Source organism: Pseudomonas vancouverensis (assembly GCF_004348895.1).
GTDB classification, from domain to species: Bacteria; Pseudomonadota; Gammaproteobacteria; order Pseudomonadales; family Pseudomonadaceae; genus Aquipseudomonas; species Aquipseudomonas vancouverensis.
Map to the genome: position 1 here is coordinate 19,037 of NZ_RRZK01000028.1, position 25,260 is coordinate 44,296.

General features: G+C 62.1%; 26 protein-coding genes. 20 read left to right on the forward strand and 6 right to left on the reverse strand.

Annotated elements, in window-relative coordinates:
- Positions 1-104 precede the first annotated feature (104 nt).
- The 15 genes from antA (at position 105) to EIY72_RS19255 (ending at position 14,206) form a co-directional block, all read left to right on the forward strand.
- A complete protein-coding gene (gene antA / locus EIY72_RS19185) occupies positions 105-1,508 on the forward strand; it encodes an anthranilate 1,2-dioxygenase large subunit (protein WP_093217906.1) in 1,404 nt (467 codons plus the stop codon).
- Positions 1,509-1,510: 2 nt separating this feature from the next.
- Complete coding sequence (gene antB, locus EIY72_RS19190) at positions 1,511-2,002, forward strand: anthranilate 1,2-dioxygenase small subunit (protein WP_093217903.1); 492 nt, start codon at positions 1,511-1,513, stop codon at positions 2,000-2,002.
- Positions 2,003-2,021: 19 nt separating this feature from the next.
- Positions 2,022-3,044 (forward strand): anthranilate 1,2-dioxygenase electron transfer component AntC, encoded by a 1,023-nt coding sequence (gene antC / locus EIY72_RS19195; RefSeq protein WP_093217900.1) that lies wholly within the window; start codon positions 2,022-2,024, stop codon positions 3,042-3,044.
- A 103-nt stretch (positions 3,045-3,147) separates the two neighbouring features.
- Entirely contained in the window at positions 3,148-4,308 is a 1,161-nt protein-coding gene (locus tag EIY72_RS19200; protein ID WP_093217897.1) for an ABC transporter substrate-binding protein, read from the forward strand.
- 68 nt (positions 4,309-4,376) lie between these two features.
- Positions 4,377-5,288 carry a branched-chain amino acid ABC transporter permease gene (locus EIY72_RS19205; protein ID WP_093217894.1) on the forward strand — a complete coding sequence of 304 codons (912 nt, stop codon included), beginning with the start codon at positions 4,377-4,379 and terminating at the stop codon, positions 5,286-5,288.
- Between the two features lie 10 nt (positions 5,289-5,298).
- Positions 5,299-6,315, forward strand: coding sequence for a branched-chain amino acid ABC transporter permease (locus EIY72_RS19210; protein WP_093217891.1), 1,017 nt, complete (start codon positions 5,299-5,301; stop codon positions 6,313-6,315).
- Positions 6,312-7,061, forward strand: coding sequence for an ABC transporter ATP-binding protein (locus EIY72_RS19215; RefSeq protein WP_093217889.1), 750 nt, complete (start codon positions 6,312-6,314; stop codon positions 7,059-7,061). Before EIY72_RS19210 ends, EIY72_RS19215 begins: the two co-directional genes overlap by 4 nt.
- Positions 7,054-7,740 (forward strand): ABC transporter ATP-binding protein, encoded by a 687-nt coding sequence (locus EIY72_RS19220; RefSeq protein WP_093217886.1) that lies wholly within the window; start codon positions 7,054-7,056, stop codon positions 7,738-7,740. The genes EIY72_RS19215 and EIY72_RS19220 overlap by 8 nt, the downstream gene beginning before the upstream one ends.
- Before the next feature lie 6 nt (positions 7,741-7,746).
- Positions 7,747-8,541 carry an alpha/beta hydrolase gene (locus EIY72_RS19225; RefSeq protein ID WP_093217883.1) on the forward strand — a complete coding sequence of 265 codons (795 nt, stop codon included), beginning with the start codon at positions 7,747-7,749 and terminating at the stop codon, positions 8,539-8,541.
- 209 nt (positions 8,542-8,750) lie between these two features.
- Positions 8,751-9,695 carry a PDR/VanB family oxidoreductase gene (locus tag EIY72_RS19230; protein WP_093217880.1) on the forward strand — a complete coding sequence of 315 codons (945 nt, stop codon included), beginning with the start codon at positions 8,751-8,753 and terminating at the stop codon, positions 9,693-9,695.
- Between the two features lie 17 nt (positions 9,696-9,712).
- The gene (locus tag EIY72_RS19235; protein WP_093217878.1) at positions 9,713-11,044 is read left to right on the forward strand and encodes an aromatic ring-hydroxylating dioxygenase subunit alpha; all 1,332 of its coding nucleotides are present in this window, start codon (positions 9,713-9,715) and stop codon (positions 11,042-11,044) included.
- A complete protein-coding gene (locus EIY72_RS19240) occupies positions 11,034-11,567 on the forward strand; it encodes an aromatic-ring-hydroxylating dioxygenase subunit beta (protein WP_093217876.1) in 534 nt (177 codons plus the stop codon). Before EIY72_RS19235 ends, EIY72_RS19240 begins: the two co-directional genes overlap by 11 nt.
- Positions 11,567-12,160: a cysteine hydrolase family protein gene (locus EIY72_RS19245; RefSeq protein WP_093217873.1), complete on the forward strand. Its 594-nt coding sequence runs from the start codon at positions 11,567-11,569 to the stop codon at positions 12,158-12,160. The genes EIY72_RS19240 and EIY72_RS19245 overlap by 1 nt, the downstream gene beginning before the upstream one ends.
- A complete protein-coding gene (locus EIY72_RS19250) occupies positions 12,157-12,945 on the forward strand; it encodes an SDR family oxidoreductase (protein ID WP_093217870.1) in 789 nt (262 codons plus the stop codon). The genes EIY72_RS19245 and EIY72_RS19250 overlap by 4 nt, the downstream gene beginning before the upstream one ends.
- A 28-nt stretch (positions 12,946-12,973) precedes the next feature.
- Positions 12,974-14,206 (forward strand): dienelactone hydrolase family protein, encoded by a 1,233-nt coding sequence (locus EIY72_RS19255; RefSeq protein WP_093217867.1) that lies wholly within the window; start codon positions 12,974-12,976, stop codon positions 14,204-14,206.
- 67 nt (positions 14,207-14,273) lie between these two features.
- Here EIY72_RS19255 and EIY72_RS19260 read toward each other — a convergent pair whose 3' ends face one another.
- Complete coding sequence (locus EIY72_RS19260) at positions 14,274-15,791, reverse strand: nucleobase:cation symporter-2 family protein (RefSeq protein ID WP_093217864.1); 1,518 nt, start codon at positions 15,789-15,791, stop codon at positions 14,274-14,276.
- A 316-nt stretch (positions 15,792-16,107) separates the two neighbouring features.
- The gene (locus tag EIY72_RS19265; RefSeq protein ID WP_093217861.1) at positions 16,108-16,938 is read right to left on the reverse strand and encodes an arylamine N-acetyltransferase family protein; all 831 of its coding nucleotides are present in this window, start codon (positions 16,936-16,938) and stop codon (positions 16,108-16,110) included.
- A 238-nt stretch (positions 16,939-17,176) separates the two neighbouring features.
- Here EIY72_RS19265 and EIY72_RS19270 point away from each other — a divergent pair, with 238 nt between their 5' ends.
- Both EIY72_RS19270 and EIY72_RS30040 read left to right on the forward strand, forming a co-directional pair.
- Entirely contained in the window at positions 17,177-17,749 is a 573-nt protein-coding gene (locus EIY72_RS19270) for a GNAT family N-acetyltransferase (RefSeq protein WP_093217858.1), read from the forward strand.
- A 208-nt stretch (positions 17,750-17,957) separates the two neighbouring features.
- A complete protein-coding gene (locus EIY72_RS30040; RefSeq protein WP_197678853.1) occupies positions 17,958-18,284 on the forward strand; it encodes a hypothetical protein in 327 nt (108 codons plus the stop codon).
- A gap of 11 nt (positions 18,285-18,295) precedes the next feature.
- Here EIY72_RS30040 and EIY72_RS19280 read toward each other — a convergent pair whose 3' ends face one another.
- From EIY72_RS19280 to EIY72_RS19290, 3 genes are all read right to left on the reverse strand, one after another.
- The gene (locus EIY72_RS19280) at positions 18,296-19,876 is read right to left on the reverse strand and encodes a sensor domain-containing diguanylate cyclase (RefSeq protein ID WP_371315400.1); all 1,581 of its coding nucleotides are present in this window, start codon (positions 19,874-19,876) and stop codon (positions 18,296-18,298) included.
- 120 nt (positions 19,877-19,996) lie between these two features.
- On the reverse strand, positions 19,997-20,305 hold the full coding sequence (locus EIY72_RS19285) for a cupredoxin domain-containing protein (protein ID WP_093217849.1): 309 nt from the start codon (positions 20,303-20,305) through the stop codon (positions 19,997-19,999).
- A 12-nt stretch (positions 20,306-20,317) separates the two neighbouring features.
- Positions 20,318-21,286 (reverse strand): metallophosphoesterase family protein, encoded by a 969-nt coding sequence (locus EIY72_RS19290; RefSeq protein WP_093217846.1) that lies wholly within the window; start codon positions 21,284-21,286, stop codon positions 20,318-20,320.
- Positions 21,287-21,439: 153 nt separating this feature from the next.
- On the opposite strand from EIY72_RS19290, the gene EIY72_RS19295 reads away from it, so the two are divergent.
- Both EIY72_RS19295 and EIY72_RS19300 read left to right on the forward strand, forming a co-directional pair.
- On the forward strand, positions 21,440-21,952 hold the full coding sequence (locus tag EIY72_RS19295; protein WP_093217843.1) for a sigma-70 family RNA polymerase sigma factor: 513 nt from the start codon (positions 21,440-21,442) through the stop codon (positions 21,950-21,952).
- Positions 21,945-22,688: an anti-sigma factor family protein gene (locus tag EIY72_RS19300; protein ID WP_093217840.1), complete on the forward strand. Its 744-nt coding sequence runs from the start codon at positions 21,945-21,947 to the stop codon at positions 22,686-22,688. The genes EIY72_RS19295 and EIY72_RS19300 overlap by 8 nt, the downstream gene beginning before the upstream one ends.
- Before the next feature lie 25 nt (positions 22,689-22,713).
- Here the strand turns inward: EIY72_RS19300 and EIY72_RS19305 are convergent, their stop codons facing one another.
- Complete coding sequence (locus EIY72_RS19305; protein ID WP_093217837.1) at positions 22,714-24,462, reverse strand: L,D-transpeptidase family protein; 1,749 nt, start codon at positions 24,460-24,462, stop codon at positions 22,714-22,716.
- A gap of 81 nt (positions 24,463-24,543) precedes the next feature.
- On the opposite strand from EIY72_RS19305, the gene EIY72_RS19310 reads away from it, so the two are divergent.
- The gene (locus EIY72_RS19310) at positions 24,544-25,245 is read left to right on the forward strand and encodes a murein L,D-transpeptidase catalytic domain family protein (protein WP_093217834.1); all 702 of its coding nucleotides are present in this window, start codon (positions 24,544-24,546) and stop codon (positions 25,243-25,245) included.
- Positions 25,246-25,260 lie beyond the last annotated feature (15 nt).

The following is a 25,260-nucleotide window of genomic DNA, read 5'->3' on the forward strand; positions in this document are numbered from 1 at the left end:
GTCTTATTTTCCGGATGGGTTTCCACTAATAATCGGATAGACCCTGCGCGTGACCACGGCATTAAATGAAGGTGTGAATTAGCCCATTGGCCGAGGACTGGGAAATGACAACTGCACGAAGTGTCGAACAGTGGAAAAGTTATATTGAAAGTTGCCTGGACTTCCGCCCGCAGGACGGTGTTTATCGCATTGCCCGCGATATGTTTACCGACCCGGAACTGTTCGACCTGGAAATGGAACTGATTTTCGAGAAGAACTGGATCTACGCCTGCCACGAAAGCGAAATTGCCCATAACCACGACTTCATGACGATGCGTGCCGGCCGCCAGCCGCTGATCATCACGCGCGACGGTGAAGGTCGCCTCAACGCCCTGATCAACGCCTGCCAGCATCGCGGCACCACCCTCACCCGCGTCGGCAAAGGCAATCAATCGACCTTCACCTGCCCCTTCCACGCCTGGTGCTACAAAAGTGACGGCCGCCTGGTCAAGGTCAAGGCACCGGGGGAATACCCCGAAGACTTCGACAAGGCCACCCGCGGCCTGAAAAAAGCCCGCATCGAAAGCTACAAGGGGTTCGTCTTCGTCAGCCTCGACGTCGACGGCAGCGACACCCTGGAAGACTTCCTCGGTGACGCCAAGGTGTTCTTCGACATGATGGTTGCGCAGTCGCCGACCGGTCAGCTCGAAGTGCTGCCGGGCAAATCGGCCTACACCTACGACGGCAACTGGAAACTGCAGAACGAAAACGGCCTGGACGGTTATCACGTCAGCACCGTGCACTACAACTACGTGGCCACCGTGCAGCACCGCCAGCAGATCAACAACGAAAAAGGCCTGAGCGCCAGCGATACCCTGGACTACAGCAAGCTGGGTGCGGGCGACAACGAAACCGACGACGGCTGGTTCGCCTTCCACAACGGCCACAGCGTGCTGTTCAGCGACATGCCCAACCCTGCGGTGCGCCCCGGCTATGCCTCGATCATGCCGCGCCTGGTCAAGGAACACGGGCAAGGCAAGGCCGAGTGGATGATGCACCGCCTGCGCAACCTGAACGTCTACCCGAGCATGTTCTTCCTCGACCAGATCAGCTCGCAGCTGCGCATCATCCGCCCGCTGGCCTGGAACAAGACCGAAATCAACAGTTTCTGCCTGGGCGTGGTCGGCGAGTCCGATGCCGATCGGGAAAACCGCATTCGTCAGTTCGAAGACTTCTTCAACGTGTCAGGCATGGGCACCCCCGATGACCTGGTGGAATTCCGTGAAGCCCAGCGTGGCTTCCAGGCACGCCTGGAGCGCTGGAGCGACATCTCCCGCGGCCAGGGCAAGTGGGTCGAAGGCGCCACCCGCAACAGCGAAACCATTGGCATCGCCCCGGCACTGACCGGCACCGAGCTCACCCACGAAGGCCTGTACGTCAACCAGCACAGCAACTGGCAGCGCTTCTTGCTCGAAGGCCTGGCGCGCAAGGCGGCCGACCCACAACCGTTGAAACTGCGTGAGGTGTGATCATGAATTCGCAACTGCAATACCGCGTCGAGCAATTTCTCTACCGCAACGCCGAGGCCTGCGATGCCCAGGACTGGGACAGCTACCTGGCCATGTTCAGCGACGACAGCGAATTCCACCTGCCGCAATGGGACTCGGAGCACGTCTATACCAGCGACCCGAAAAAAGCCATGTCGCTGATCTACTACCCGAACCGCGGCGGTCTTGAAGACCGGGTGTTCCGCATTCGCACCGGCAAGGCGGCATCGACCATCCCGATGCCGCGCACCCTGCACCTGATCAGCAACGTACGCATCGCGCCACTGCCGGATGACGAGCTGGAGGTACGCGTCAACTGGAGCACCCTGTACTACCGCATGCAGACCGCGGAGCAATTCTTCGGTCGCGCCACCTACCGCCTGCGCCCCGACGGCGAGAGCTGGAAGATTGCCCGCAAACACGTGCTGCTGCTCAACGACACGATCAACTCCGTGCTCGATTTCTACCACCTCTGACCCCTGCGGATTAACGCCCATGACGTACAAGGTCGCCTTCAGTTTCGCCGATGGCAAAACACTCTTCTGCAACGTGCAGAACAATGAAATCCTGCTCGACGCGGCCCTGCGCAGCGGGATCAAGATTCCGTTGGACTGCCGCGAAGGGGTTTGCGCGACTTGCCAGGGCCGCTGTGAATCCGGGCAGTACACCCAGGACTACGTGGACGATGAAGCGCTGTCCGCCAGCGACCTGGCCGAGCGCAAGGTGCTGAGCTGCCAGACCCGGGTGCAATCGGACGCCGCCTTCTACTTCGACTTCGATTCCAGCCTCTGCACCAGCAGTGGTCCGGGCAGCCTGCAAGGCACGGTGAGCGAAGTGCGGCAGGTCTCGCCGAGCACCGCCATCGTGCAGGTGGACGTCGGTGCAGCGGGCGCGGCGCTGGACTACCTGCCGGGGCAGTACGCTCGCCTGCAGGTGCCGGGCACCGAGCATCGGCGTTCGTATTCCTTTGCCTGTGCGCCGGGCCGCAGCAACCTGCAGTTTCTCATTCGCCTGCTGCCCAGCGGCGTGATGAGCGACTACATACGCGAGCGCTGCCAGGTCGGTGACGTGATCCACATGGAGGCGCCACTGGGTGCGTTCTATCTGCGCCACATCGACCGGCCGCTGGTGATGGTGGCCGGCGGCACCGGGCTGTCGGCGTTCCTCGGCATGCTCGAGCAGATCGCCGGGCAACACGGCTGCGGACAGCCGGTACATCTGTACTACGGCGTGCGCGAAGCCGAGGACCTGTGCGAGATCTCGCGCATCGAAGCCTATGCCACGCGCATCCCGGGATTTCGCTTCACCCCCGTGGTCAGCAACCCCAACCCCGACTGGCCGGGCAAGACCGGCTACATCGCCGAACACCTGGAACTGGCCGAGCTGCGTGACCAGCCATTCGACCTGTACCTGTGCGGCCCGCCGCCAATGGTCGAGTCGATCAAAGACTGGCGCCAACAACACGGCCTGGATCAAAGCCGCCTCTATCTGGAGAAGTTCACCGAGAGCAACAGCTGAAGCAGCCCCCATAACAACAATCAATCGGCCCGCCCGAACACTGAATCACTGCCCTCATCGACATCTACCGTGCGTTGGCACGACCTACTTCATAGGCCGCCTCATGAAAAACCTGGTATTGCGTGCATGTCTGGCAACCTCCCTCTGTGCAGCGACGGCTGCCCAGGCCGTGGAGCCTGTCCGAATCGGCTTCATCACCACCCTCTCCACCCCCGCCGGCTACCTGGGCGAAGACTCGCGCGACGGCTTCCAGCTGGCGATCGATCAGGAAGACGGCAAGCTCGGCGGCGTGCCGGTGCAACTGATCGTGGAAGATGATGGCCTGCAACCGGCCAAGGCCAAGCAGATCGCCGACCGCATGAGCCTGGATGGCATCTCGCTGTATACCGGGGTGATTTTTTCCAACGTGCTCGCGGCGGTGATCAACACCGCCACCAAGGACGGGTTCTACGTCAGCAACAACACCGCGCCTTCGACCCTGGCCGGTGAAAAATGCATGGCCAACTACTTCGTCGGCTCCTACCAGAATGACACCCCGCACGAGATGGCCGGTGTCGCCGCCAACGAGCTGGGCTACAAGAAGATGGTGATCCTGGCCCCCAACTACCAGGGCGGCCGTGACGCGCTGGCCGGCTTCAAGCGCACCTTCAAGGGTGAAGTGACCGAGATCTATACCAAGCTCAACCAGCTGGACTTCTCGGTGGAACTGGCCCGCGTGCGCTCGCTGGCGCCGGATGCGATCTTCCAGTTTCACCCCGGTGGTGGCGGTATCAACTTCGCCAAGCAATACGGCGGCTCGGGCCTCTCGGCGCAGATCCCGATGGTGGTGCCGGTGTTCTCCATGGACGAACGCATGCTCGCCGCCGTTGGTGATGTGGCCAAGGGCACCAACATCGTCACCCTGTGGAACCCGCAGTCGGACAACCCGGCCAACCAGGCCTTCGTCAAAGCCTTCAGTGAAAAATACAAACGCGCTCCGACCGTGTATGCCGCCCAGACTTACGACACCGCACGGCTGATCGGCGCCGCGCTGAAAACCTCCCAGGGCAATCTGAAAGACCAGGCAGCGTTCCGCGCGGCCATGAAAAACGTCAAGTTCGACTCGATTCGTGGCGACTTCAGCTTCGCCCAGAACCAGCACCCGGTCATCGACTGGTACCTGCTGCAAGTGCAGGCCGGTGCCGACGGCAAGCTGGTCGAAGTGCCGATCAGGACCCTGGCGACCCGCCACGTCGACAGCTACGCCGCTCAATGCGCGATCTGACCGGCACCTGAGCCCCCCGTCCTCGCCCTGCAGCATAGCTGCGGGGCGTTTTCATGAGGAACGCAGTCATGTTATTGCTCGAACAGATTCTTAACGGCCTGCAATACAGCGCCTTGCTGTTTTTGCTGGCCTCGGGACTGACCCTGATTTTCGGCATCATGGGCGTGATCAACCTGGCCCACGGCGCCTTTTACATGGTCGGCGCTTTCTGTGCCGCCTACACAGCCATGGCTACCGGCTCGTTCTGGCTCGGCGGCCTGGCGGCGCTGATCGGTTCGGCCTGTTACGGCGCGCTGATCGAAACCTCGATCATGCGCCGCCTCTACAGTCGCGATCACCTCGACCAGGTGCTGGCGACGTTGGCCGTGGTGTTCTTCAGCAACGAACTGCTGACCCTGATCTTCGGCCGCAGCCCGCCGGCGATGCCTACGCCCGAGTGGTACTCAAGTTTTGTCCAGGTGCTACCGGGGCTGATGTACCCGGTCAGCCGGCTGCTGTTCATCGCCGCCGGGTTGCTGGTGGCGGTCGGCATGTGGCTGCTGATCAACCACACGCGCCTGGGCATGCTGATTCGTGCCGGTGCCGATGACCATGAAATGGTCGGCGCCCTGGGCGTCAACATCGCCCGGCTGTACACCCTGGTGTTCGTTTTCGGCTGCGCGCTGTGCGGCCTGGCCGGCTTCATGGCGGCACCGTTGTTGTCGGTGGAGATCGGCATGGGCGAGAAGATCCTGATCACCACCTTCGTGGTCATCGTCGTCGGCGGTGTCGGTTCGGTGCGCGGTGCACTGGTCGGCGCCCTGTTGATCGGCATGGTCGACAGCCTGGGCCGTGCCTACATCCCGCCACTGCTGGACCAACTGCTGCCCAGCGAAACCAGCGGCACCCTGAGCGCCGGGCTGATTTCCGCCAGCGCCTACATTGTCATGGCCCTGGTGCTGCTGGTGCGCCCCCGCGGCCTGCTGCCGGCCCGTGCCTGAGGAGAACGCCATGTCACCACGCCTTATCATCGACCTTGCATGCCTTGCGACCTTCGCCTGCATGCCCCTGCTCGCCCACTGGTTGCAGGAACCCTACCTGGTCAGTTTCTTCACTCGCCTGGCGATCTACGGCATGGCCGCCATCAGCCTCGACCTGCTGATCGGCTACGGCGCCATGATCAGCTTCGGCCATGCGGCGTTTTTCGGCCTCGGCGGCTACATCGTCGGCATCGTCGCCTTTCACACTTCCCAAGGCATGCCGCTGTGGGGCTGGGATGGCAGCAACAGCGCGCTGGTGGTCTGGCCACTGGCCCTGCTGGTTTGCGCCCTGCTCTCGCTGCTGGTGGGTTACCTGTCGCTGCGCACCAGCGGCGTGCAATTCATCATGATCACCCTGGCCTTCGGCCAGATGCTCTACTTCGTGCTCGGTTCGCTGTCGTTGTACGGCGGTGACGACGGCATTTTGCTGAACGAACGCAATACCTTGGGCGCCCTGGATCTGGGCGACGCCAACCATTTCTACTACTTGTGTGTGGCGTTGCTCGCTGGCTGGTTGTTGCTGTGTCGCCGGCTGGTCAATTCGCGTTTCGGTTTTGTCCTGCGCGGGCTCAAGCAGAGCGAGCGGCGTAGTGTCAGCCTCGGCCTCAAGCCCTTGCGCTATCGCCTGACGGCCTTTGTGATCGCCGGTACCGGTGGTGGCCTGGCGGGGATTCTGTGGGCCAATTACGCGCTGTTCGTCAGCCCCGACATGGGCGCCTGGCACAAGTCCGGCGAGCTGATGGCGATGGTCATCCTCGGCGGCGTCGGCACCCTGCTCGGCCCGCTGCTGGGCGCGGCCACCTACCTGGGTCTTGAACAGGTACTGAGCCAGTGGACCGAACACTGGATGCTGATTTTCGGCCCCCTGCTGTTGCTGGTGGTGCTGTTCGGCAAGCAAGGCGTTTACGGATTGCTGCTCAGCCTGTTGCAGCGCAAGCCGAAGGTGGTTGCCAGTAAACCGAAGGTTGCCGTGGAGGTTCGCCCATGAGCGCACAACTGTCGATTCGCGATCTGCACAAGGCCTTCGGTGCAGTCAAAGCCACCAACGGAGCCAGCCTGGAATTGGCCCAGGGTGAGTTGCACGCCATCATCGGGCCGAACGGCGCCGGCAAGTCCACGCTGATTTCGCAGATCGCCGGCGAGGTGTTCCCCGACCGCGGCCAGATCCACCTCAACGGTCAGGACATCACCCGCGTACCGGCCTGGCAGCGCCCGCGCCTGGGCCTGGCACGGGCTTTCCAGGTCAGCCAGCTGTACAGCGATTTCACCCTGTTGGAGAACGTTGCCCTGGCCATCGCCGCCCGCGAAGGCAAGACGTTCGGCATGTGGCGCCCACTGAGCAGTGACGCGCGCCTGCTGCAACCGGCGCAGGGTTACTTGCAACAGGTGGGCCTCGGCCCACGCGCACAAGACCCGGTGCACGCGCTGTCCCATGGCGAACGGCGGCAACTGGAGATCGCCCTGGCGCTGGCCCAGGAAGCATCGGTGCTGTTGCTCGATGAGCCGATGGCCGGGATGGGCGCTGACGAGTCCGTGCGCATGACCGAACTGCTGCACAGCCTCAAGGGCCGCTACGCGATCCTGCTGGTGGAACACGACATGGACGCGGTGTTCGCCCTCGCCGACCGTATCACCGTGCTGGTGTACGGCCAGACGGTATTGACCGGCAGCGTCGAACAAGTGCGCAACGACCCGCAGGTGCGGGCCGCCTACCTGGGAGAAGAACATGCTTGAAGTGCAAGGTTTGAAAGCGGGTTATGGCCTGAGCCAGGTGTTGTTCGACATGCACCTGAGCATCGCGCAGGGCCAGGTGGTGTCGTTGATCGGCCGCAATGGCATGGGCAAGACCACCACTGTCAAATCGATCATGGGACTGCTCAAGCCCAGCGCCGGCAGCATCCGCATCAACGGCACGGAAATGCGCGGTGCTGCGCCCTATCGTATCGCCAAGGCCGGCCTCGGCCTGGTGCCGGAAGGCCGCCGCGCCTTCGGCACCTTGAGCGTGCGGGAAAATCTGCTGGCCACCGCCACACGCGGCAAGTGGGACCTGGCGCGGGTCTATGCACTGTTCCCGCGCCTGCTCGAACGCCAGGACCAACTGTCACGCACCCTGTCCGGTGGCGAGCAGCAGATGCTGGTGGTCGGCCGTGCATTGCTGACCAACCCCAGCCTGCTGATTCTCGACGAAGCCACCGAAGGCCTGGCACCGATCATTCGCGAGCAGATCTGGAGTTGCTTGAGCACCCTCAAGGCCGAGGGCGAAACCATTCTGGTGATCGACAAGAACCTCAAGGAAATGGCGCGGGTGGTCGACCGTCATCACATCATCGAGAAGGGTCGCCAGGTCTGGGATGGCACGCCGCTGGAGCTGGCGGCGCAACCCGAACTGTCGCAACGCTACCTGGGCGTGTGAGCCGCCATGGACCTTGATCAGGCTTATAACAACGTCGCCGCAGTGGGCAATTTTGCGCAGATCATGCAGGGTTTTCGCCAGCGTAGCGCCGAGACCTATGCACGCCACGCCTGGCAGCGTGACATCGCGTATGGCAATGCCGTGCGTGAGCGTTTCGACTGGTTCGCCCAGGCCAATGCCGGGGCGCCGACACTGCTGTTCATCCATGGCGGGTACTGGCAAGCCTCGGACAAGGACGATTACGCCTTTATCGCCGAAGGCCTGATCGAAGCTGGCTTCAATGTCGGGTTGCTCGAGTACACGCTGGCCCCCGAGGCAAACATGAGCACCATTGTCAGCCAGATCGGCAAGGCACTGGACCACCTGATGGTACACCGCGACGCCTTGAACATCGGCCAGCAGGTGGTGCTGTGCGGGCATTCGGCAGGCGGCCATCTGACCGCGCTGTACCGCCGGCATCCGCTGGTGACCCTGGCCCTGCCGATCAGTGGGCTGATGGAGCTTGAGCCCATCAGTCGCTGCTGGCTGAACGACAAGTTGCAATTGAGCGACGAGGACATCCGCCGCTACAGCCCACAAAGGCAGATCGACGATGGCGCAGCGTTGCTGGTGACTGTGGGCACGGATGAGTTGCCGGAGTTGATCCGCCACTCGCGTGAATACGCCAATGCCTGTCGCGCGGCCGGGCAGTCGGTGAGCTTGATCGAGCTTGCCGACTGTCATCACTTTGCTGTGCTCGACGATCTGGCCAAATCCGATGGCGAGCACCTGCGCGCACTGTTGAAACACCTTTCCCTGTAGGAGCGAGCACGCTCGCGATGGACGTCAACGATGATGCGGGAAACCTGACGCCCCACGCTGTCCTTGCGCCCATCGCGAGCATGCTCGCTCCTACAGGGGGGCGGGGCTGAAATCACTCTCGCCAGATATGGCTACCGGTTTGCCTTTTACGGCTTTTTTGACCTGCGCAAGCTTCCTACAGTGACGACGAATTCAGACAGGAATTGCGTATGTCCAGCCTCTCGCTCAGGGTCGAACACATCGAGCTTCTGACCCCCAGGATCCGCCGCCTTTTGCTGGTCTCCAGCGACGCCCGGCCACTGCCGGACTTCACCGCCGGGGCACACCTGGAGTTGCATGTACCTGGCAGTCGTGCCCAGCGTCGAGCCTATTCACTGGTCAACCTGCCCGATGAATATCATTACGAAATCGCCGTTCAACTCGAAGAGGCGAGTACCGGTGGATCGCGCTGGGTGCACGCGCTCAGGGTCGGCGATGAACTGCTGGCCGAAGCGCCACGCAACCACTTTCCCCTGCATGAAGACACCGAACATGCCCTGCTGATCGCCGGCGGCATCGGTATCACGCCGATGCTGGGCATGGCCCGCTCACTGCAAGCGGCGGGCAAGCCCTTCACCCTGCATTACGCCGGGCGCGATGCCGCGCACATGGCCTATCTGCCAGAAGCCCGCACCTGCCTGGACAGCCATTGCTGGATCAGCGGCGGCGACCCGCAAAAGCGCTTCCCCGCGGCCACGATCCTCAAGGCGCCGAAGCCCGGCCTGCACCTCTACATCTGTGGACCGACGGCCATGCTCAACAGCGTGTTGGCCTGCGCCCGCGAGCTGGGCTGGGCCGAAGATCACCTGCACTACGAACTGTTCAGTGGCGCCCTGGAAATGGCCGGCGACCAAGGCTTCGAAGTGCACCTGCGCGAAAGCGGCGTGAACCTGCAAGTGGCCGCCGGGCAAAGCGTGCTGGACGCCATGCTCGAGGCCGGCCTGGACCCGATGTTCGACTGCCGCCGCGGTGACTGCGGTGTGTGCGTGACCCAGGTCATCGACGGCCAGGCCGACCATCGCGACATCTGCCTCTCTGAACGCGAACGCGCCAGCGGCAGTTTCTGCACCTGTGTCTCCCGTGCCCGCACCGCGCTGCTGGTGCTCGATCTGTGACAAACCGAGGACATCCCGTGATACCGACCAACGAACAAATCGCTGCCTTGATTCGTGAGGACAGCGTGCACAAGAGCGTCTACACCGACCCCACCCTGTTCAAGCTGGAGATGGAGCGGATCTATGGCTACGCCTGGATCTACGTCGGCCACGAAAGTCAGGTCAAGAACCCTGGCGATTACCACACCACGCGCATCGGCGATCAGGACGTGATCATGGTGCGCGGCGCCAACCAGCAGGTCAGCGTGCTGTACAACCGCTGCCCGCACAAGGGCGCCAAACTGGTCGCCGACGGTGACGGCAGTGTTGGCAAATTCTTCCGTTGCCCGTACCACGCCTGGACCTTCAAGCTCGACGGCCAGCATCTGTCGGCACCGCTCAAGAGCGGTTTCGAGGGCACCTGCTACGACCCCAAACACCCGGATTTTTCCATGGTCAGCGTCGCCCGCGTCGACAGCTATCGCGGCTTCGTGTTTGCCAGCCAGGCCGCGTTCGGACCGGACCTGAAAACCTTCCTGGGCGGCGTCATTACCTCCATCGACAACCTCTGCGACCGCTCGCCAGTAGGTGAAGTCGAGGTGGCTGGCGGCATCTTCCGCGTGCAGCAGCGCTCCAACTGGAAAGTGTTCTACGAGAACCTGCACGACACCATGCACGCCCGTGTCACCCACGAGTCGTCGGTGGACGCCGCCCGCGGCCAGGCCGAGGCCATTGGCGAAATGCCCTTCGAACTGCTGATCATGGACGGCAACGGCGAACCCTACGACTTCTGGGAAAAGCTCGAGCTGCGCGCCTACCACAACGGCCACGGTTACATGGAGGCGATTTTCGACCCGGGTGCCGCCGAGCGCGACGAGGTGGCCCGTGCCCATTTCGAATGCCTGAGCCAGGCCTACGGTGCCCAGCGCGCCAAGGAAATCCTCGGCATGAACCGCCACAACACCGTGATTTACGGCAGCGGTTCGCCGCACACCGTGTTCATGCAGTTCCGGGTGATCCGCCCCATCGCCGTGGACCAGACCATGGTCGAGATCCAGACCTTCCGCTGCAAGGGGGCACCGGATGCCGTGTTCGATCGCGCGCTGACCTACGCCAACGTCATCAACTCGCCCTCCTCCAACGTGATGCCGGACGATGTCGAAGTCTATGCGCGCTGCCAGGAAGGCAACATGACCCGTGGTGGCGAGTGGATCAGCATGCACCGCTACGCCGGCACCGACAAGGCGCTGGAGGACGGCGCAGTGTCCACCAACGGCACCAGCGAACTGCCGATGCGCAACCAGTTCGCCGCCTGGAAACAGTTCATGACCGCCACTCTGATCGCCAAGGAGAGCACCCATGCTGCTTGACCGCCGAATCGACGTCGACACCCGCAAACTGACGCCCGCCCAGGTGCCGGTCGAGACCTTGCGCCAGATCGAGCAGTTCCTTTACCAGGAGGCACGCCTGCTGGATGAGCGGCGCTTCTGGGAGTGGGACAAACTGTTCACCGACACTGGCATGTACTGGGTACCGCACAAGCACGAGCAAGCCAATCCGTTCGACCATATCTCGTTGTTCTGGGAAAACCGCATGCTGCGCGAGGTGCGCATTCGCCGGGTGGAAAACGCCCGCAACTGGTCGCAGCAACCACAGACCCAGACCTCGCACCTGATCGGCAATGTCCAGGTCGAAGGTCTCGATGCCCAGGGCCTGCTGGTGGTCAGCGCCAGCTTCCAGTACAGCGAGTGGCGCCTGGAGCAGCGCCAGCTCGCCGGTCGCTACACCTACAAACTGGCCGCCCAGGACCATGGTGGCTGGCAGATCCAGCTCAAGCGCGTGGACCTGATCAACTGCAACGACGTGTTCGCCAATCTTGAGGTGTTCGTGTGATGGGCGCGCCGCTGGTGATCGCCCTGCACTATCAGAATGACGTGTTGCACCCCGAGGGCAAGATCAGGGTCGGGCTGGGGGCCGACGACAGCGCACGCGCTGACCTGCTCGACGCGGCCGGTCGATTACTTGCCGGTGCACGGGCCAGGGGCTGGCCGATCGTCCATGTGCGCGTGGCGTTTCGGCCGGACTACGCCGACCTGATCCAGAACGCACCGATCCTGCGCGCAGTCGCCAGCCTGGGCGCGGCCCAGGAAGGCAGCTGGGGCGCGGAGTTCTTCAGCAGCCTGGCGCCGCAGGTCAGCCCCCGCGAGTTCATCGTCAGCCATAACCGGATCAACGCCTTTTATGGCTCGCCACTGGAAAGCCTGGTGCGCCAGTTCGATCCCACGCAGCTTTTGATCGCTGGGGTGGCGACCCACTCAGTGGTGGAAAGCACTGTGCGGCATGCTGTGGATTGCGGTTTTGAAGTGACGGTGGTGGCGGATGCCTGCGCCAGCGCAGACAGCGCCGCACACGCGGCTTCGCTGGCGAGCATGACATTGATCGCCCATATCAGTCAGGTCGAACAGGCACTGGAGGCATTGGCATGATGCTCGAAGGCAAAGTGGCAATCGTCACCGGCAGTACCCAGGGGCTGGGCCTGGACATCGCGCGGCAGCTGTTGGCCGAAGGCGCTCGGGTGATGCTGGTGGGGCGCAATGCCGACACCGGCCAGGCCTTGGCGCAAGCGATGGATTGCGGGTTTTGCGCCTGCGATGTGGAGCTCGACGAGGACATCGATGCCTGCATCGCGGCCACGCTGGCTCGCTTTGGCAGGCTCGACATTTTGGTCAACAACGCTTGCCTGTACGCCGACCAGGGGCTGGCCTCGGACCGTGCACAGTGGCTGAAAACCCTCAACGTCAACCTGGTCTCGGCAGCGATCTTCACCCAGAAGGCCGCCGTGCATCTGCCCGCCGGTGGTGTGGTGATCAATATCGGCAGCACCGGCGGCAAGTTCGGCGCCGCTGGCCGCGCGCTCTACCCGGCGTCCAAGGCCGGCATCCTGCAATTGACGAAAAACCTGGCGATGACCCTGGCCCCCGAAAGCATCCGCGTCCTCAGCGTCTCCCCGGCCTGGACCTGGTCACCCAGCGTCGCCGATTTCAGCGACAACGACCCAGCGTTGGCCGATCGGGTCGGCGCCCCCTTTCACCCGCTGGGGCGCGTCGGCCGTGGCCACGAGATCGGCAACGTGGTGGCTTTTTTGTGCAGCGCCGGTGCAAGCTGGATGACCGGTGTCGATGTGCCAGTAGACGGCGGCTTTTCAATTCTCGGGCCAGACCGGGGTGTGTCGCCACGCGTGTGGTTCCAGCAATACCGTGACAGTCAATAAAACCTGATAACCGAATGAGGGAGATGACATGGGCAAGATGATTGAGATCCAGGCAACGGACAGCAGCGCCACGTTCAGCGGTTACCTGGCCCTGCCGGCCAGCGGCAAGGGACCCGGGGTGGTGATCGGCCAGGAAATTTTCGGGGTCAACGCCAACATGCGTGCGGTGGCCGACTTCTATGCCGAGGAAGGCTACGTCGCGCTGGTGCCGGACCTGTTCTGGCGCCTGCAACCGGGCGTTGACCTGGGCTACACCGAAGCGGACTTTGCCGTGGCCATCGACCTGTTCCAGCGCCTGGACGTGGACAAGGCCATCACCGACATCGACGCCAGCTTCAAAGCCCTGCGCGCCTTGCCCGAAGTCGAAGGCCCGGGCCTGGGCTATGTCGGCTTCTGCATGGGCGGCAAGCTGGCCTGGCTGACCGCCACGCGCACCGACGTCGCCTGCGCTGTCGGCTACTACGGTATGGGCATCGAACACCTGCTGCACGAATCGGAAAACCTCAAGGGTCGGCTGGTCCTGCACTTTGCCGAAAACGATGGTTATTGCGACGCCGACGCCCGCGCGCGGATCAGCGAGCATCTGGCTGGTCATGACCAGGCGGAAATTTATGTCTACCAAGGCGTCGACCACGCCTTCGCCCGGGCCGGGAGCCCGCACTACGACAAACCGGCCTCACTGATGGCCCATGAGCGCAGCATCGCCGCCCTCAAGCGCGAGATCGGCCCCCACTTCAACCTGTCGGCCCTGTGGGAGGAGCATATCCGCCACGAGTTCGACACCCGCGACGTGCCCGCCACCATGGCAACCATGGTCGCCGAACCCTACGTCAACCACATCCCGACCATGACCGGTGGCGTCGGCGCCAAGCAACTCAGCCGCTTCTACCAACACCATTTCGTCCACGGCAACCCGCCAGACATGAAGCTCATCCCGATCTCACGCACCATTGGCGCCTTGCAGATCGTCGATGAATTCATCATGTGTTTCACCCACAGCACTGAAATCGACTGGATGCTGCCCAACGTCGCCCCGACCGGTAAATACGTCGAGATTCCGATGCTGGGGGTGATCAAGTTCCGTGGCGACAAGCTGTACCACGAGCACATCTACTGGGACCAGGCCAGTGTGCTGGTGCAAATCGGCTTGCTCAACCCTGAAGGGCTGCCGGTGGCGGGCGTGGAGACGGCGAGGAAGCTGCTGGATGAACAACTGCCGTCCAATACCTTGATGCAACGCTGGAAGCACAGCGAACAATAAGCGCCGCATAAAAGCAAAAGGCCGATCTGTCACGCGACAGGTCGGCCTTTTTTCATTGCCTCAAGCGTCAGACGTGTTCACTGCTTTTCGAATGCGTTGCCCGGTGTTCCGCGCTGCCATGCTCCGCTTCGATCACCGGCACTTCCTTGCCGTCGCAGTCATGCAGCTTGCCGTCGCTGAAGTAATCCCCTTCGCGCAGTGCGGCCAGGTCCTGGTAGCGCAGGACGCGCTCAGCGGCTGCGGCAAACACCGACTGCTGATCCGAGTTGCCGGCGGTGAAGTGGTTGAAGGTCAGGTTCAACACGATCGCCATGATCGCCGAAGAGCTGATGCCCGAGTGGAAAATGGTGGCGAACCAGCTCGGGAAGTGATCGTAGAAGTTCGGTGCAGCAATCGGGATCATGCCGAAGCCGATCGATGTGGCGACGATGATCAGGTTGACGTTGTTGCGGTAGTCGACCTTGGACAGCGTGCGGATGCCACTGGCGGCCACGGTGCCGAACAACACGATACCGGCACCGCCGAGCACCGAGGTCGGTACGGCGGCAATCACCCGGCCCATGAACGGCAGCAGGCCGAGGATCACCAGGAACAGACCGCCGGTGGCCACCACATAACGGCTCTTGATCCCGGTAACCGCCACTAGGCCGACGTTCTGGGCGAACGCGCTTTGGGTGAAGGAGCCGAAGATTGGCGCGATCATGCTCGACAGCATGTCGGCGCGCAGGCCGTTGCCCAGACGCTTGGAGTCAACCTTGGTGTCGATGATTTCACCGACCGCGAGGATGTCGGCCGAGGTTTCCACCAGCGTCACCATGACCACGATGCACATCGACAGGATCGCGGCGAAGTGGAAGGTGGGCATGCCGAAATGGAAAGGCGTGGGGAAACCGAACATTGGGCCCTGGCCGACGGACGAGAAGTCCGCCATGCCCAGGAACACCGCGATGATCGTACCGATGATCATCGCCAACAGGATCGACAGGCGGGAAATGGTCGCGCTGCCAATCTTGCTTAGAAACAGCACCAGCATCAGCGTCACCGCGGCCAGGCCGATATTGGCCACGCTGCCGAATTCCGGGGAATGGCTATTGCCACCCATAGCCCAGCGTGCCGCCACCGGCATCAGCGTCAAGCCGATGGTGGTGATCACGATGCCGGTCACCAGCGGCGGAAAGAACTTGGTGATGCGCGAGAACACCGGTGTTATCAACAAACCGATCAGGGAGGCGGCAATCACCGCCCCCAGGATCGCCTGGAAGCCTCCCTCACCTTCCGTGCTGACAATCGCCACCATGGTTGCCACGCCGGAAAACGAAACGCCCTGCACCAGCGGCAACTGACAACCAAAAAACGGTACACCCAGGGTTTGCAGCAGCGTTGCCAGCCCCCCCGCAAACAATGAAGCAGCGATCAACAAACCGATGTCCGCCGGTGAGAGCCCGGCCGCCTGGCCGATGATCAAAGGCACCGCGACGATACCGCCATACATGGTCAGAACATGTTGCAGGCCATAAGCCATATTCGCGCCGATCCCTAGGTTTTCGTCCTCGGGCCGTTGGTGTGAAACATGGGGCGTTTTCATGGTAGGGGGTTCCCTGGTTTTTGTTATGCGCACACTGTATGCAACAGATAGGACAAATGTCTATAGAGTTGTATACAACTCATCAGTCACTAAATGAATCAACGTTCACCTGTCCCTACCCAGCAATAGTCGTGCCCTCCTCTAACACATTGAAATATTTGTAGGTCTGAGCCGCCGTCGGTGGGACTTTGACGTACCGGGTATCCAGCAACGTTCGTCGCAAGCCGCCCCTTTTTCAGGCGAAACACAGCCGGCTTGAAACAAAAAGGGGCCGACGATTGAGATCAGCCCCTTGAGTCTTGTGTACGGTCAGCGGTTATTCAGGCGACGCGATCAGTCGATCCAGTGTGCACCTTAATTGCCCGCTCTGCGGCGCGCGGATGCCAAACTCCACCTCGAGCAGATCCAACAAGGCTTGAACATCCGTCAGCTGCCGCCGTTCGCTCTCTGCCCCCACCCGATGGATGGCAAAACTGCCGTTGTTGAGCGTGCGCCGCCAGCCGGGTCCGGTGCGCGCAACCATCAACTGTTTGGCGAACGACGACTCCGGATACGTCGAGACGTACCAGTTGCCCACGGCGAAATCGATGTCCTCCTGACGCTGCAGGTCGAAGATGTACATCGGCCGCCACTCGCCCGCGACATTGGCGCGCAAGGTGTAGCCATCGGCGTGCTGTTTGATGCGGTAGCTTTCGTGGGGCGTCCTTTGTTCAGCGCCGGAGTCGAGCAACAACGGTGCGGTCGGCACCATGCCGCCAAAGCCGACATCGGTGATGTAGCGCACGCCATCGAAGGTGACCAGGCTGAGGCGATGGGTTCGCGCCGTCCAGCTGCCTTCAGGCTGCCCCATCACCACCCGGCCACTGATCGCGCGGGCGTCAAAGCCCAGTTCTTCGAGCAAGGCCAGAAACAGCTTGTTGAGTTCGTAGCAGTAACCGCCGCGACCGTCGTGCAAAACCTTTTGTTCGATGGAGGGCAGATCGATCAGCACCGGCTCGCCGGACAGGGTGGTGAGGTTTTCAAAGGGGAATTCGCCGGTATGGCGCAGTTGCAACTGGCGCAAGGTCTCCAGCGTCGGCGCTGGCGGTGTCGCGAAACCCAGTCGCTGCAGATACAAAGCAGGGTTATTCAGGCGTGTCTCGCTCATCGTTCAGTCCTTTTGTACGGTCGCTGCGGATCGCTCCGCCGATGGCCGTTATGTATAAGGGATGAAGCGCTGTCGCCGACAATTGATTTAAGCAATGGCCGCGCCTGAAAGAAATCAACGGCGCTTGTGCGTGCCCTACTGCCCCCCCATGTCCGCCACTTGGCCGCTTCGGTGGTTGCGCCCACCACTTCCGCTACGGCGTAATAGACACCGCCCAATTGCCGAGAGTTTCAACGCCATGGATACGCCGCTGCAAGGTCGCCGAATCAGCCTGCGCCCACTGCAATACAGCGATGCCGATGCACTGGTGCAGGCCGCCAGCGATGGCGAACTGTGGAACCTGACCGTCACCGTAGTGCCCTCCAGTACCACCGTCGACGCCTATCTGAAAAAAGCCCTTGACGGTCGCGACGCCGGCACGGTCATGCCCTTCGTCATCGTGCTCAACGAAACCGGCGAAGTGATCGGCTCGACCCGCTTCTGGAAAATCGACCGGCACAATCGCAAACTGGAAATCGGCAGCAGCTGGATTTCCGCACGCTGGCAGAAGACCTTCGTCAACACTGAAGCCAAGTACCTGATGCTGCGGTATGCCTTCGAGACGCTGGACTGCGTGCGGGTGCAGTTCACCACCGACGAAAACAACCAGACGTCGCGCCAGGCGATCCTGCGCCTCGGTGCACAACAGGAAGGCACCGTGCGTCACGAACGGATCATGCCGGACGGGCGAAAACGCAACTCGGTGCGCTTCAGCATCATTGATGATGAGTGGCCGCAGGTGCGCCAGCGGCTTGAGCAACGCCTGGCTTAATGCCCTCTGTGGGAGCGGGCTCGCTCGCGATGGTCGTCGTCAACGATGACGCGGGCATCCAGATAGCCCAGGTTGTCTGGTCCTCCATCGCAAGCAAGCTCGCTCCTACAGCGGGCGGGGATTGGCTGCACCGCTGGTCATTCAAAGGGCACCAACCGCGCAGTCCTCAGACCAACATCAGGTAATGACCCCACTTTGGAGGCTCACGCTGATGAACATCAAAATGACTTCACTGGCCCTGATCGGACTGCTGTCCGCCACGTCGCTCACGGCCTTCGCCGCGTCCAGCGATGGCACCAGTGCAAATACTACCGACTCGCCAACCACGCGCAGTTCGAGCATGTCGCCGGACAAAAACAGGCCCAGCGAACCCTCCGCCGATAATGTCGGCAGGCAGGGCCCCAACTCGTCGAGCGGCAGCACGGGAGTGAACGGCCCGGGCTCCGGCGCCGGTGGCGGCACGGGTGCGCCGGGCGGTGGCACCGGAGGAGCTGGTGGCGGCACGGGCAGCTTTACCGGCAAAAGCAGCCAGTAAGCGGCAAGGTGTCAGCGATCCGAACGCATCAGCGTTTCAACACTGCTCTCCGTGGACAGGCTGGCCACCCGATTACGCCCCGAATGTTTGGCCTGATACAGCGCCGCGTCCGCGCGTTGAATGAATACGTCCATGCTGTCGCGCCCTGACGGCACGAACGAATAGCAGCCGAGGCTGACCGTCACGTAACCGTTGGGGGAGCCGCTGTGGCTGATGTTCTTGTCGATGACGCTGCGGCGAATCTGCTCGGCAATGGTCATCGCGCCATGGATATCGGTGTCGGGCAGCAGCACGGCGAACTCCTCACCGCCATAACGCACCGCCAGGTCAGCCTTGCGATGGCAACAGCTTTTCAGCGCCCGCGCCACCTCGGCCAGGCAGTGATCGCCCACCACATGGCCGTAGGTATCGTTGTAGCGCTTGAAATAATCGATATCGAGCATGATCAGGCTCAGCGGACTGACCTGCCGCGCACCACGGCCGAACTCGATGTCCAGCGCCCGCTCGAACAGGCGACGGTTGGCCAGGCCGGTCAGGCTGTCGTGGGTGGCGATCAGTTCCAGCGCCTCCTGGGCCCGGCGCAAATCCTTCTCGACCTGCTCGCCGACACGCACCTGATAAATGAACACCCAGCCGAACAGCCCGACGCCGACCAGCACCAGCGCGACGATGATGCTGGAGCGAAACGCCGTGTCATACCAACCGGCGAGGATAGTGTCGATGGAGGACGCCGCCGTCACCACCAGTGGATAGGCCTCCAGCTGCCGGTAGCCATACATGCGCGTCACACCATCAATGGACGAGGTGAACATCGCACTGCCCGAATTCGCCTGCGGCAGGAGATTCTTGAAGATCTCGCTCTGGGCCACGGAGGTACCGATCTGCGATTCGACAAAGGGACGCCGCGCCAGCAAGGTACCGTCGGTCAAGCCGAGGAACATCGAACCCTTGTCATCAAGGCTGAAGCTTTTGAAGAACTGGTCGAAGTACGACATCTTGATGCCGGCCAGCAATACCCCCTGAAAGTTGCCGTCCTTATCATTGATGCGTTTGGAAATCGGAATAATCCACTCACCGTTCTCCCGGCTGCGGATCGCCGGACCGATGTGCGCCACGGACGTCACGTTCTGCTGGTGAAACTTGAAGTACTCGCGGTCGGCGACGCCGGGACCGCGCGGCAGGCTTTCAAACGAGGTCACGACCCACTGGCCGTTGCGGTCGAACAGCAGGATGCCGTGCAACTGGTCCAGCGTCAGCACCCGGCGGGCAAAGGTTTTCTGCAAGCGCTCAAGCTGCTGCGGGCCGGCCCCGTCCATCTGGATCAAATCCACCAGGCTGGTCAGCACCAGGTCGGCCTTCATGAAGGTATCTTCGGCCTGCTGCGCCATGGCCCGGGTCAGGTTGGTCGATGCCACCTGCGCCAGGCTCAGGTCATGGCTGCGGGACTGGTCCAGTTGCAGGTAAAGCAAACCGCACAGGCACAGCCACACCGCGCCAATGAAACACACCGCGGCCTTGCGCAGCGGTAAGCGTTTCAATGTGATGCCAGGGGCATGGTGCACATCGTGATGGCGGTTGGGCAAAAAACTCATCCTGTCAGGGCAAGGCATGGGCACCGGCCCAAAGCCCTCAGTCTTTGTGCGCCTAGTTTACGGGGTAATCTGTGACAAAAGGGGGACCACTCGCCGAGTGGTCCCCTGTGCCCGCAGCGGTTACTGGGTAACGACAATCTTGCCGGTCATCTGCGGGTGCAAGGCGCAAAAGTACTCGTACTCGCCCGGCGTATTGAACACCCAGGAAAACCGGTCATTGGTGTCCAGCGCCCCCGAGCGAAAGGCCTTGTGGGTTTCGGCCACGGTGTGCGGCACCTCGTCATCGTTGACCCAGGTCACCCGGGTGCCCACGGCCACGGTCAAATCCTTGGGCCCGTACATGAACTCCTTGATGTCGATGTTCACGTCCGACGCCCAGACCGGTATCGACACGATCAGACCCAGCAGTCCCCATAGAGGCTTTCTCATCGCATCACCCTCCTACACCAGTGTCGAATCGATCAATGCCAATGGATGATCGCCTTGGGTCGCGTTCACCTGGGTCAACCCCAGGTAATTGCGCAATTGATCGGCGGCCACCGTCATCGGCCCCGGCGACGGCGCGGCACCCGGTGCCGGTTGCGGATAGGCCGTGCCGCGTGCGGTGTGGAAGGTGATGTTGCCTTCGACCTTCTGGATGACTTGATGGATGTGCCCGTTCAAGACCGTCACCGAGCCGTACTTGCGCAGCATGGCGATGGCCTGGTCGCCGTCCTCGGTGCCCCAGCCCCATGGCTGATAGATCGTCCACAGCGGAATGTGGGTAAACACCACCACCGGCGTGCTGGTGCTCACCGCCTTCAGGTCATCGGCCAGCCAGGCGAGCTGGTCGGCACCGAGATTGGCTTCACGGCCGGCCTGAAAGTTGAAGACGTTGACCAGCGCGATGAAATGCACGCCGTGGTCATCGAAGCTGTACCAGCCGTTGCCTTTGGTGCCCTTGCCATATCGCTGCAGATACAGCTGGCCGCCGCCCTCGTCGAGGGTGTCGTGCTCGCCCGGCACGTAATGCACCGTGGACGGCAGGCCCTTGAGCAATTGCGCGGCGGTGTCGAACTCCTCGACCTTGGACAGATGGGTGATGTCGCCGGTATGCAGGATCAGCGACGGCTGTCTGGGCAAGGCGATCACCTTGTCGATGGCCACCTGCAGGGTCTTCACCGGCTCGGGGTTGGCTTCCTTGTTGAAGCCGATGTGGGAATCGCTGAGTTGTACGAAGTGGAAGGTACTGGCCAGTGCCTTGGGATCGGACACCTGGCCCGACTCGTCCAGCGCAAAAGCCCGGGGAATGCCGCCGCTCAACGCCCAGAGCACCCCGGCCCCGGCCCATGCCGAGCACTTGAGCAAGGTACGGCGATCGGGATTGAGCAGGCTGTCGGTGCGTCGTTGCGGTTTTGTGTGAATGTCCATCGGTACACCCTCGCTGCGGTCTACAGTGATGTAGCTGACACGAGGTACAACCGGGCACGCCGAGACTTTATTCCGGGTGAAAAAATAAATGTTTTTCCGGGAATAAAACCGGGCGATTCGCGGTTACAGGAACGGGATGGTGCGGAAATCACTATGAAGCGATTTGAGGCGTTGTTTGCGCCCCATATGGATGCGGCCTACAACCTCGCGCGCTGGCTCACCGGCAACGACGCCGCCGCACGCGATGTCGTGCAGGAAAGTGCGCTGCGTGCCTTCAGGTTCCTGCATCGTTTCGCCGACGGCAACGCCAAGGCCTGGTTCCTGACCATCGTGCGCAACGAAAGCTACACCTGGCTCAAGGCTTCCGCCGGCCAGCATTGGCTGGCCATTGGTGATGAACTCGCGGAAAACGACCTGGCCCTGAGCCACGGCCAGACCCCGGAGCTGCTGGCCATCCATGCCGAAAACGCCGCACTGCTCCAGCAGGCCCTGAGCGCCCTGCCCCCGGCCTATCGCGAGGTGATTGTGCTCAAGGAACTGGAAGACCTGCCCTACAAGGACATCGCCCGGGTCGTCGACATCCCCATCGGCACCGTGATGTCGAGACTGGCCCGCGCCCGCTCGATGCTCAAGCTGGAACTACTGAAGTTGCACAGCCATGACTGACCTCGACTGCACGACATGCCAGGTGCTGATGCATGGCTACCTGGACCGGGAACTGGATTCGGCGGATACGGCGAAGGTGACGCAGCACCTGTCGGCCTGCGCTCAATGCACTCGGGCGCTCGCTGAGGCGCAGCTGTTGATGGGCAGCGTGAAGCGCCATGCAGCCTATTACCCGGCGCCGCCATCGCTGAGTGAACAGATCTTCAGTCAGGTCTCACCGACGACCAACACGCTGACGCGTCTGCGCAGCTGGCTCGCCCCGGCCTTCTCGGCCGCAGCACTGGCCCTGGCCGTGGTGCTTTACGTGGCGACGCCGGGCAGCGAGCAACCCTTGATGGACGAAGCCGTGTCCAGCCATGTGCGCTCACTGATGGGCGATCACCTGAACGATGTGGTGTCCTCCGACCGGCACACGGTCAAACCGTGGTTCACCGGCAAGCTGGACTTCTCGCCACCGGTGTTCGACTACGCCGCCCAGGGCTTTGCGTTACTCGGCGGGCGGCTGGACTACCTGCAACACCAGACCACCGCGGCGCTGACCTACGGCCGGGCCAAGCACATCATCAACGTGTTTATCCTGCCAACCAACCAGGCCGATACCGCGCACCAGAGTCAGTTGCTCCGTGGCTACAACATCGTTTCGTGGGAACGGGATCACATGCGCTTCATCGTGATTTCGGATCTGGAGAAAGGCGAGCTGGAAAGCTTCAGCCAGTTGCTGGACAAAGGCGCCTGATGTTCAGGCGCCTTTGTCCGCACTGTCAGAGTTTGTTCTGCCCGGAGGCCAGGGAAGGCAGCGTCGGCCCGAGCCCGGTCAACGCCGGCAGCGTCGAAGGCTGGTTCAACGCTTTCAACAGCGGGCTGTCGTAGTCGTACACGTCAGGTTTGAATACCACGCGCCCGTCGCTGCTCAGGTCCACCGTCCAGTAGGCCAGTAATACCGGCACTTTCACCGGCAAGCGGATGTTCTCTGTGCGACCGTTGGCCAGTTGTTTCTGGATGCCTTCACTGCTCCAGCGGATCGGGTCGTTGAACAGCAATTCCACCAGCTGCAGCGGGTGTTCGACGCGAATGCAGCCCGAACTGGTGGCGCGCACGGTCTTGGCGAACAGCTCGCGGTGCGGCGTGTCGTGCAGGTAGATCGCGTAATCGTTGGGGAAGCGGATCACCACCTGCCCCAGCGAACTGTCCGGCCCGGCGTCCTGGCGCAGGCTGATACCCCGTGGATTGCTCCAGTCGACACTCGACGGGCTGAGCACATTGCCTTCGCGATCCAGCACGCGAATCCGGTTGGCGGCCAGGTAGCCGGGATCGTTCTGGATCTTGGGAATCACATCCTGCTTGAGGATGGTCGGTGGCACGGTCCAGGTCGGGTTGAAGGTGATGTAGGTGATCTCGGCCTGGAACACCGGCGTGCTGCGCACCGGCTTGCCGACCTGCACCCGCGAACGCCAGATCGGCTGGCCGTCGCGGTACATCGCCACCTTATAGCCGGCAATGTCGACCATCACGAAGGTGCCCTGCAGCTTGTACAGCAACCAACGGGCGCGCTCCATGTTGACCCGCACCTGATCGATCCGCGTTTCGACCGGCACATTCAGCGCCGCCAGCGTCGTCGCGCCAGCCACACCGTCCGCGCCCAGGTACTGTTCGGATTGGTATCTCTTCACCGCGGCTATGACTTTGTCGTCGTAACCGGCCTTTTTCGACAGGTGCGCGTCCAGATAGCCGCCCGCCACCAGGCGTGCGCGCAACTGATTGACCGCGACGCCGTCCATGCCGGGCTTGAGCGACTGCCCTTCGGTGACTCTCGGCCAGCCACCGGCATCGCGGACCTTGCGCAATTGCGCCAGGCCATCGCGCAGGTTGCGGTAGATCGCTTCCTGCGGCGGCGCTTCGGCGAACGCACGCGCGACGTCATGGGCATCGACGTCGGCGAACAGCGCCCTCAGGTCATCGCGGGCACCGTCAGGGTCGAAATTCCAGTGGGCGTCCAGCCGCGCCGGATCCACCTTGCCACGGCGTAGCTGTTGCACGGCGGTGATGAAGGTGCGGGTGGCGGCCATGTCAAAAGTCGCCTTTTGTGCCACGGTGGCATCCGCCGATTGCACGAACGCATGGGCCCGGGCCAGCTCGGCTACGCGGAAGTCCGCCGGGTTGAGGCCGTCCAGCTGGGTGTCATTGAGGCTTTTGAGCAATTGCGTCACATCACGCTCGTCGGTCCAGGCGGCGCGGTAGTTGCGATGCATGTAGAAATCCATGACCACGCGATTGACGTCCACGCGCTGGTAACGCCGCGAGGTGAGCAGTGGCGGAAAGGCCGAGCGCAACGGCTCGAGCGATGCCTGGATGGTCTGGCCAAGCACATCGTCAGGGGCGGCAGCATCGACTCCGCTGTTCGCCACAGATACCGGCTCGATCGGCGAAATTTGCGCCGACGCTGCACCGCTGATCAGAAGTCCCATAAAAAACAGGTGGCTTATGACGAATAACCTTGTTAATTGCACCATGGATAATCCTTAATCTCCCGTTTCAAACGGCCAGCTTCCTGTTGGCTGCTAGACTCGAAATTATCATGATGAGACCCGACTATGGCGCTAAACCGCTCTGGCCTTTTATTTGCCATTTTACTGACGTGCCTTTCAGTACAGTCAGCCTACGCCGATTCGCTTGAAAAGGCGCTGGTCAAAGCAGCTCCCGACGCCAATTCGAAAGTCATTGCCCTCGCCGTTCGTGCTTCCCAATGCAGCCGTGCCCAGGGCGATGCCCCTGCCCAGCGACTGGCCGTCATCGATTACTCGCTGCCGTCGACCGAACAACGCCTGTGGGTCTTCGACCTTAAACGCCGCAAGTTGCTGTTTCACGAACTGGTTGCCCATGGCCGCAACAGCGGTGAAAACATGGCCACGCTGTTCTCCAACCAGAACGAAAGCTTCGCCACCAGCCTTGGACTGTTCCGCACCCAGGAAAGTTACCTGGGCCAGAACGGTTATTCGCTGCGCATGGAAGGCCTCGAACCCGGCTTCAACGACAACGCCTTCGACCGCGCCATCGTCATTCATGGCGCGCCATACGTCAGCCCGGTGCTGGCACGCATCAACGGCCGCATCGGCAGAAGCCTGGGTTGCCCGGCGGTGAGGCCGGCGATTGCCCGACGCCTGATCGATTCGATGAAAGATGGCCAGCTGTTGTTCTCCTACTACCCGGACCAGCGCTGGTTGAAGTCGTCGTCCTACATCAACTGTGGCAGCGGCACCGTCGCCTCCAGAGAAAAGTCCACTTCCCGCCAATAAGCAAACTGTCCGGCT

Bases quoted from the DNA above. Each gene is read 5' to 3' on its own strand.
- EIY72_RS19200 (WP_093217897.1), top strand. From the start codon at position 3,148: ATGAAAAACCTGGTATTGCGTGCATGTCTGGCAACCTCCCTCTGTGCA.
- EIY72_RS19270 (WP_093217858.1), top strand. From the start codon at position 17,177: ATGGATACGCCGCTGCAAGGTCGCCGAATCAGCCTGCGCCCACTGCAA.
- EIY72_RS19305 (WP_093217837.1), bottom strand. From the start codon at position 24,462: ATGGTGCAATTAACAAGGTTATTCGTCATAAGCCACCTGTTTTTTATG.
- EIY72_RS19250 (WP_093217870.1), top strand. From the start codon at position 12,157: ATGATGCTCGAAGGCAAAGTGGCAATCGTCACCGGCAGTACCCAGGGG.
- EIY72_RS19210 (WP_093217891.1), top strand. From the start codon at position 5,299: ATGTCACCACGCCTTATCATCGACCTTGCATGCCTTGCGACCTTCGCC.
- antB (WP_093217903.1), top strand. From the start codon at position 1,511: ATGAATTCGCAACTGCAATACCGCGTCGAGCAATTTCTCTACCGCAAC.
- EIY72_RS19260 (WP_093217864.1), bottom strand. From the start codon at position 15,791: ATGAAAACGCCCCATGTTTCACACCAACGGCCCGAGGACGAAAACCTA.
- EIY72_RS19245 (WP_093217873.1), top strand. From the start codon at position 11,567: ATGGGCGCGCCGCTGGTGATCGCCCTGCACTATCAGAATGACGTGTTG.
- EIY72_RS19310 (WP_093217834.1), top strand. From the start codon at position 24,544: ATGGCGCTAAACCGCTCTGGCCTTTTATTTGCCATTTTACTGACGTGC.
- antC (WP_093217900.1), top strand. From the start codon at position 2,022: ATGACGTACAAGGTCGCCTTCAGTTTCGCCGATGGCAAAACACTCTTC.
- EIY72_RS19300 (WP_093217840.1), top strand. From the start codon at position 21,945: ATGACTGACCTCGACTGCACGACATGCCAGGTGCTGATGCATGGCTAC.
- EIY72_RS19230 (WP_093217880.1), top strand. From the start codon at position 8,751: ATGTCCAGCCTCTCGCTCAGGGTCGAACACATCGAGCTTCTGACCCCC.
- antA (WP_093217906.1), top strand. From the start codon at position 105: ATGACAACTGCACGAAGTGTCGAACAGTGGAAAAGTTATATTGAAAGT.
- EIY72_RS19215 (WP_093217889.1), top strand. From the start codon at position 6,312: ATGAGCGCACAACTGTCGATTCGCGATCTGCACAAGGCCTTCGGTGCA.
- EIY72_RS19240 (WP_093217876.1), top strand. From the start codon at position 11,034: ATGCTGCTTGACCGCCGAATCGACGTCGACACCCGCAAACTGACGCCC.
- EIY72_RS19285 (WP_093217849.1), bottom strand. From the start codon at position 20,305: ATGAGAAAGCCTCTATGGGGACTGCTGGGTCTGATCGTGTCGATACCG.
- EIY72_RS19205 (WP_093217894.1), top strand. From the start codon at position 4,377: ATGTTATTGCTCGAACAGATTCTTAACGGCCTGCAATACAGCGCCTTG.
- EIY72_RS19220 (WP_093217886.1), top strand. From the start codon at position 7,054: ATGCTTGAAGTGCAAGGTTTGAAAGCGGGTTATGGCCTGAGCCAGGTG.
- EIY72_RS19255 (WP_093217867.1), top strand. From the start codon at position 12,974: ATGGGCAAGATGATTGAGATCCAGGCAACGGACAGCAGCGCCACGTTC.
- EIY72_RS19290 (WP_093217846.1), bottom strand. From the start codon at position 21,286: ATGGACATTCACACAAAACCGCAACGACGCACCGACAGCCTGCTCAAT.
- EIY72_RS19280 (WP_371315400.1), bottom strand. From the start codon at position 19,876: ATGAGTTTTTTGCCCAACCGCCATCACGATGTGCACCATGCCCCTGGC.
- EIY72_RS19265 (WP_093217861.1), bottom strand. From the start codon at position 16,938: ATGAGCGAGACACGCCTGAATAACCCTGCTTTGTATCTGCAGCGACTG.
- EIY72_RS19295 (WP_093217843.1), top strand. From the start codon at position 21,440: ATGAAGCGATTTGAGGCGTTGTTTGCGCCCCATATGGATGCGGCCTAC.
- EIY72_RS19225 (WP_093217883.1), top strand. From the start codon at position 7,747: ATGGACCTTGATCAGGCTTATAACAACGTCGCCGCAGTGGGCAATTTT.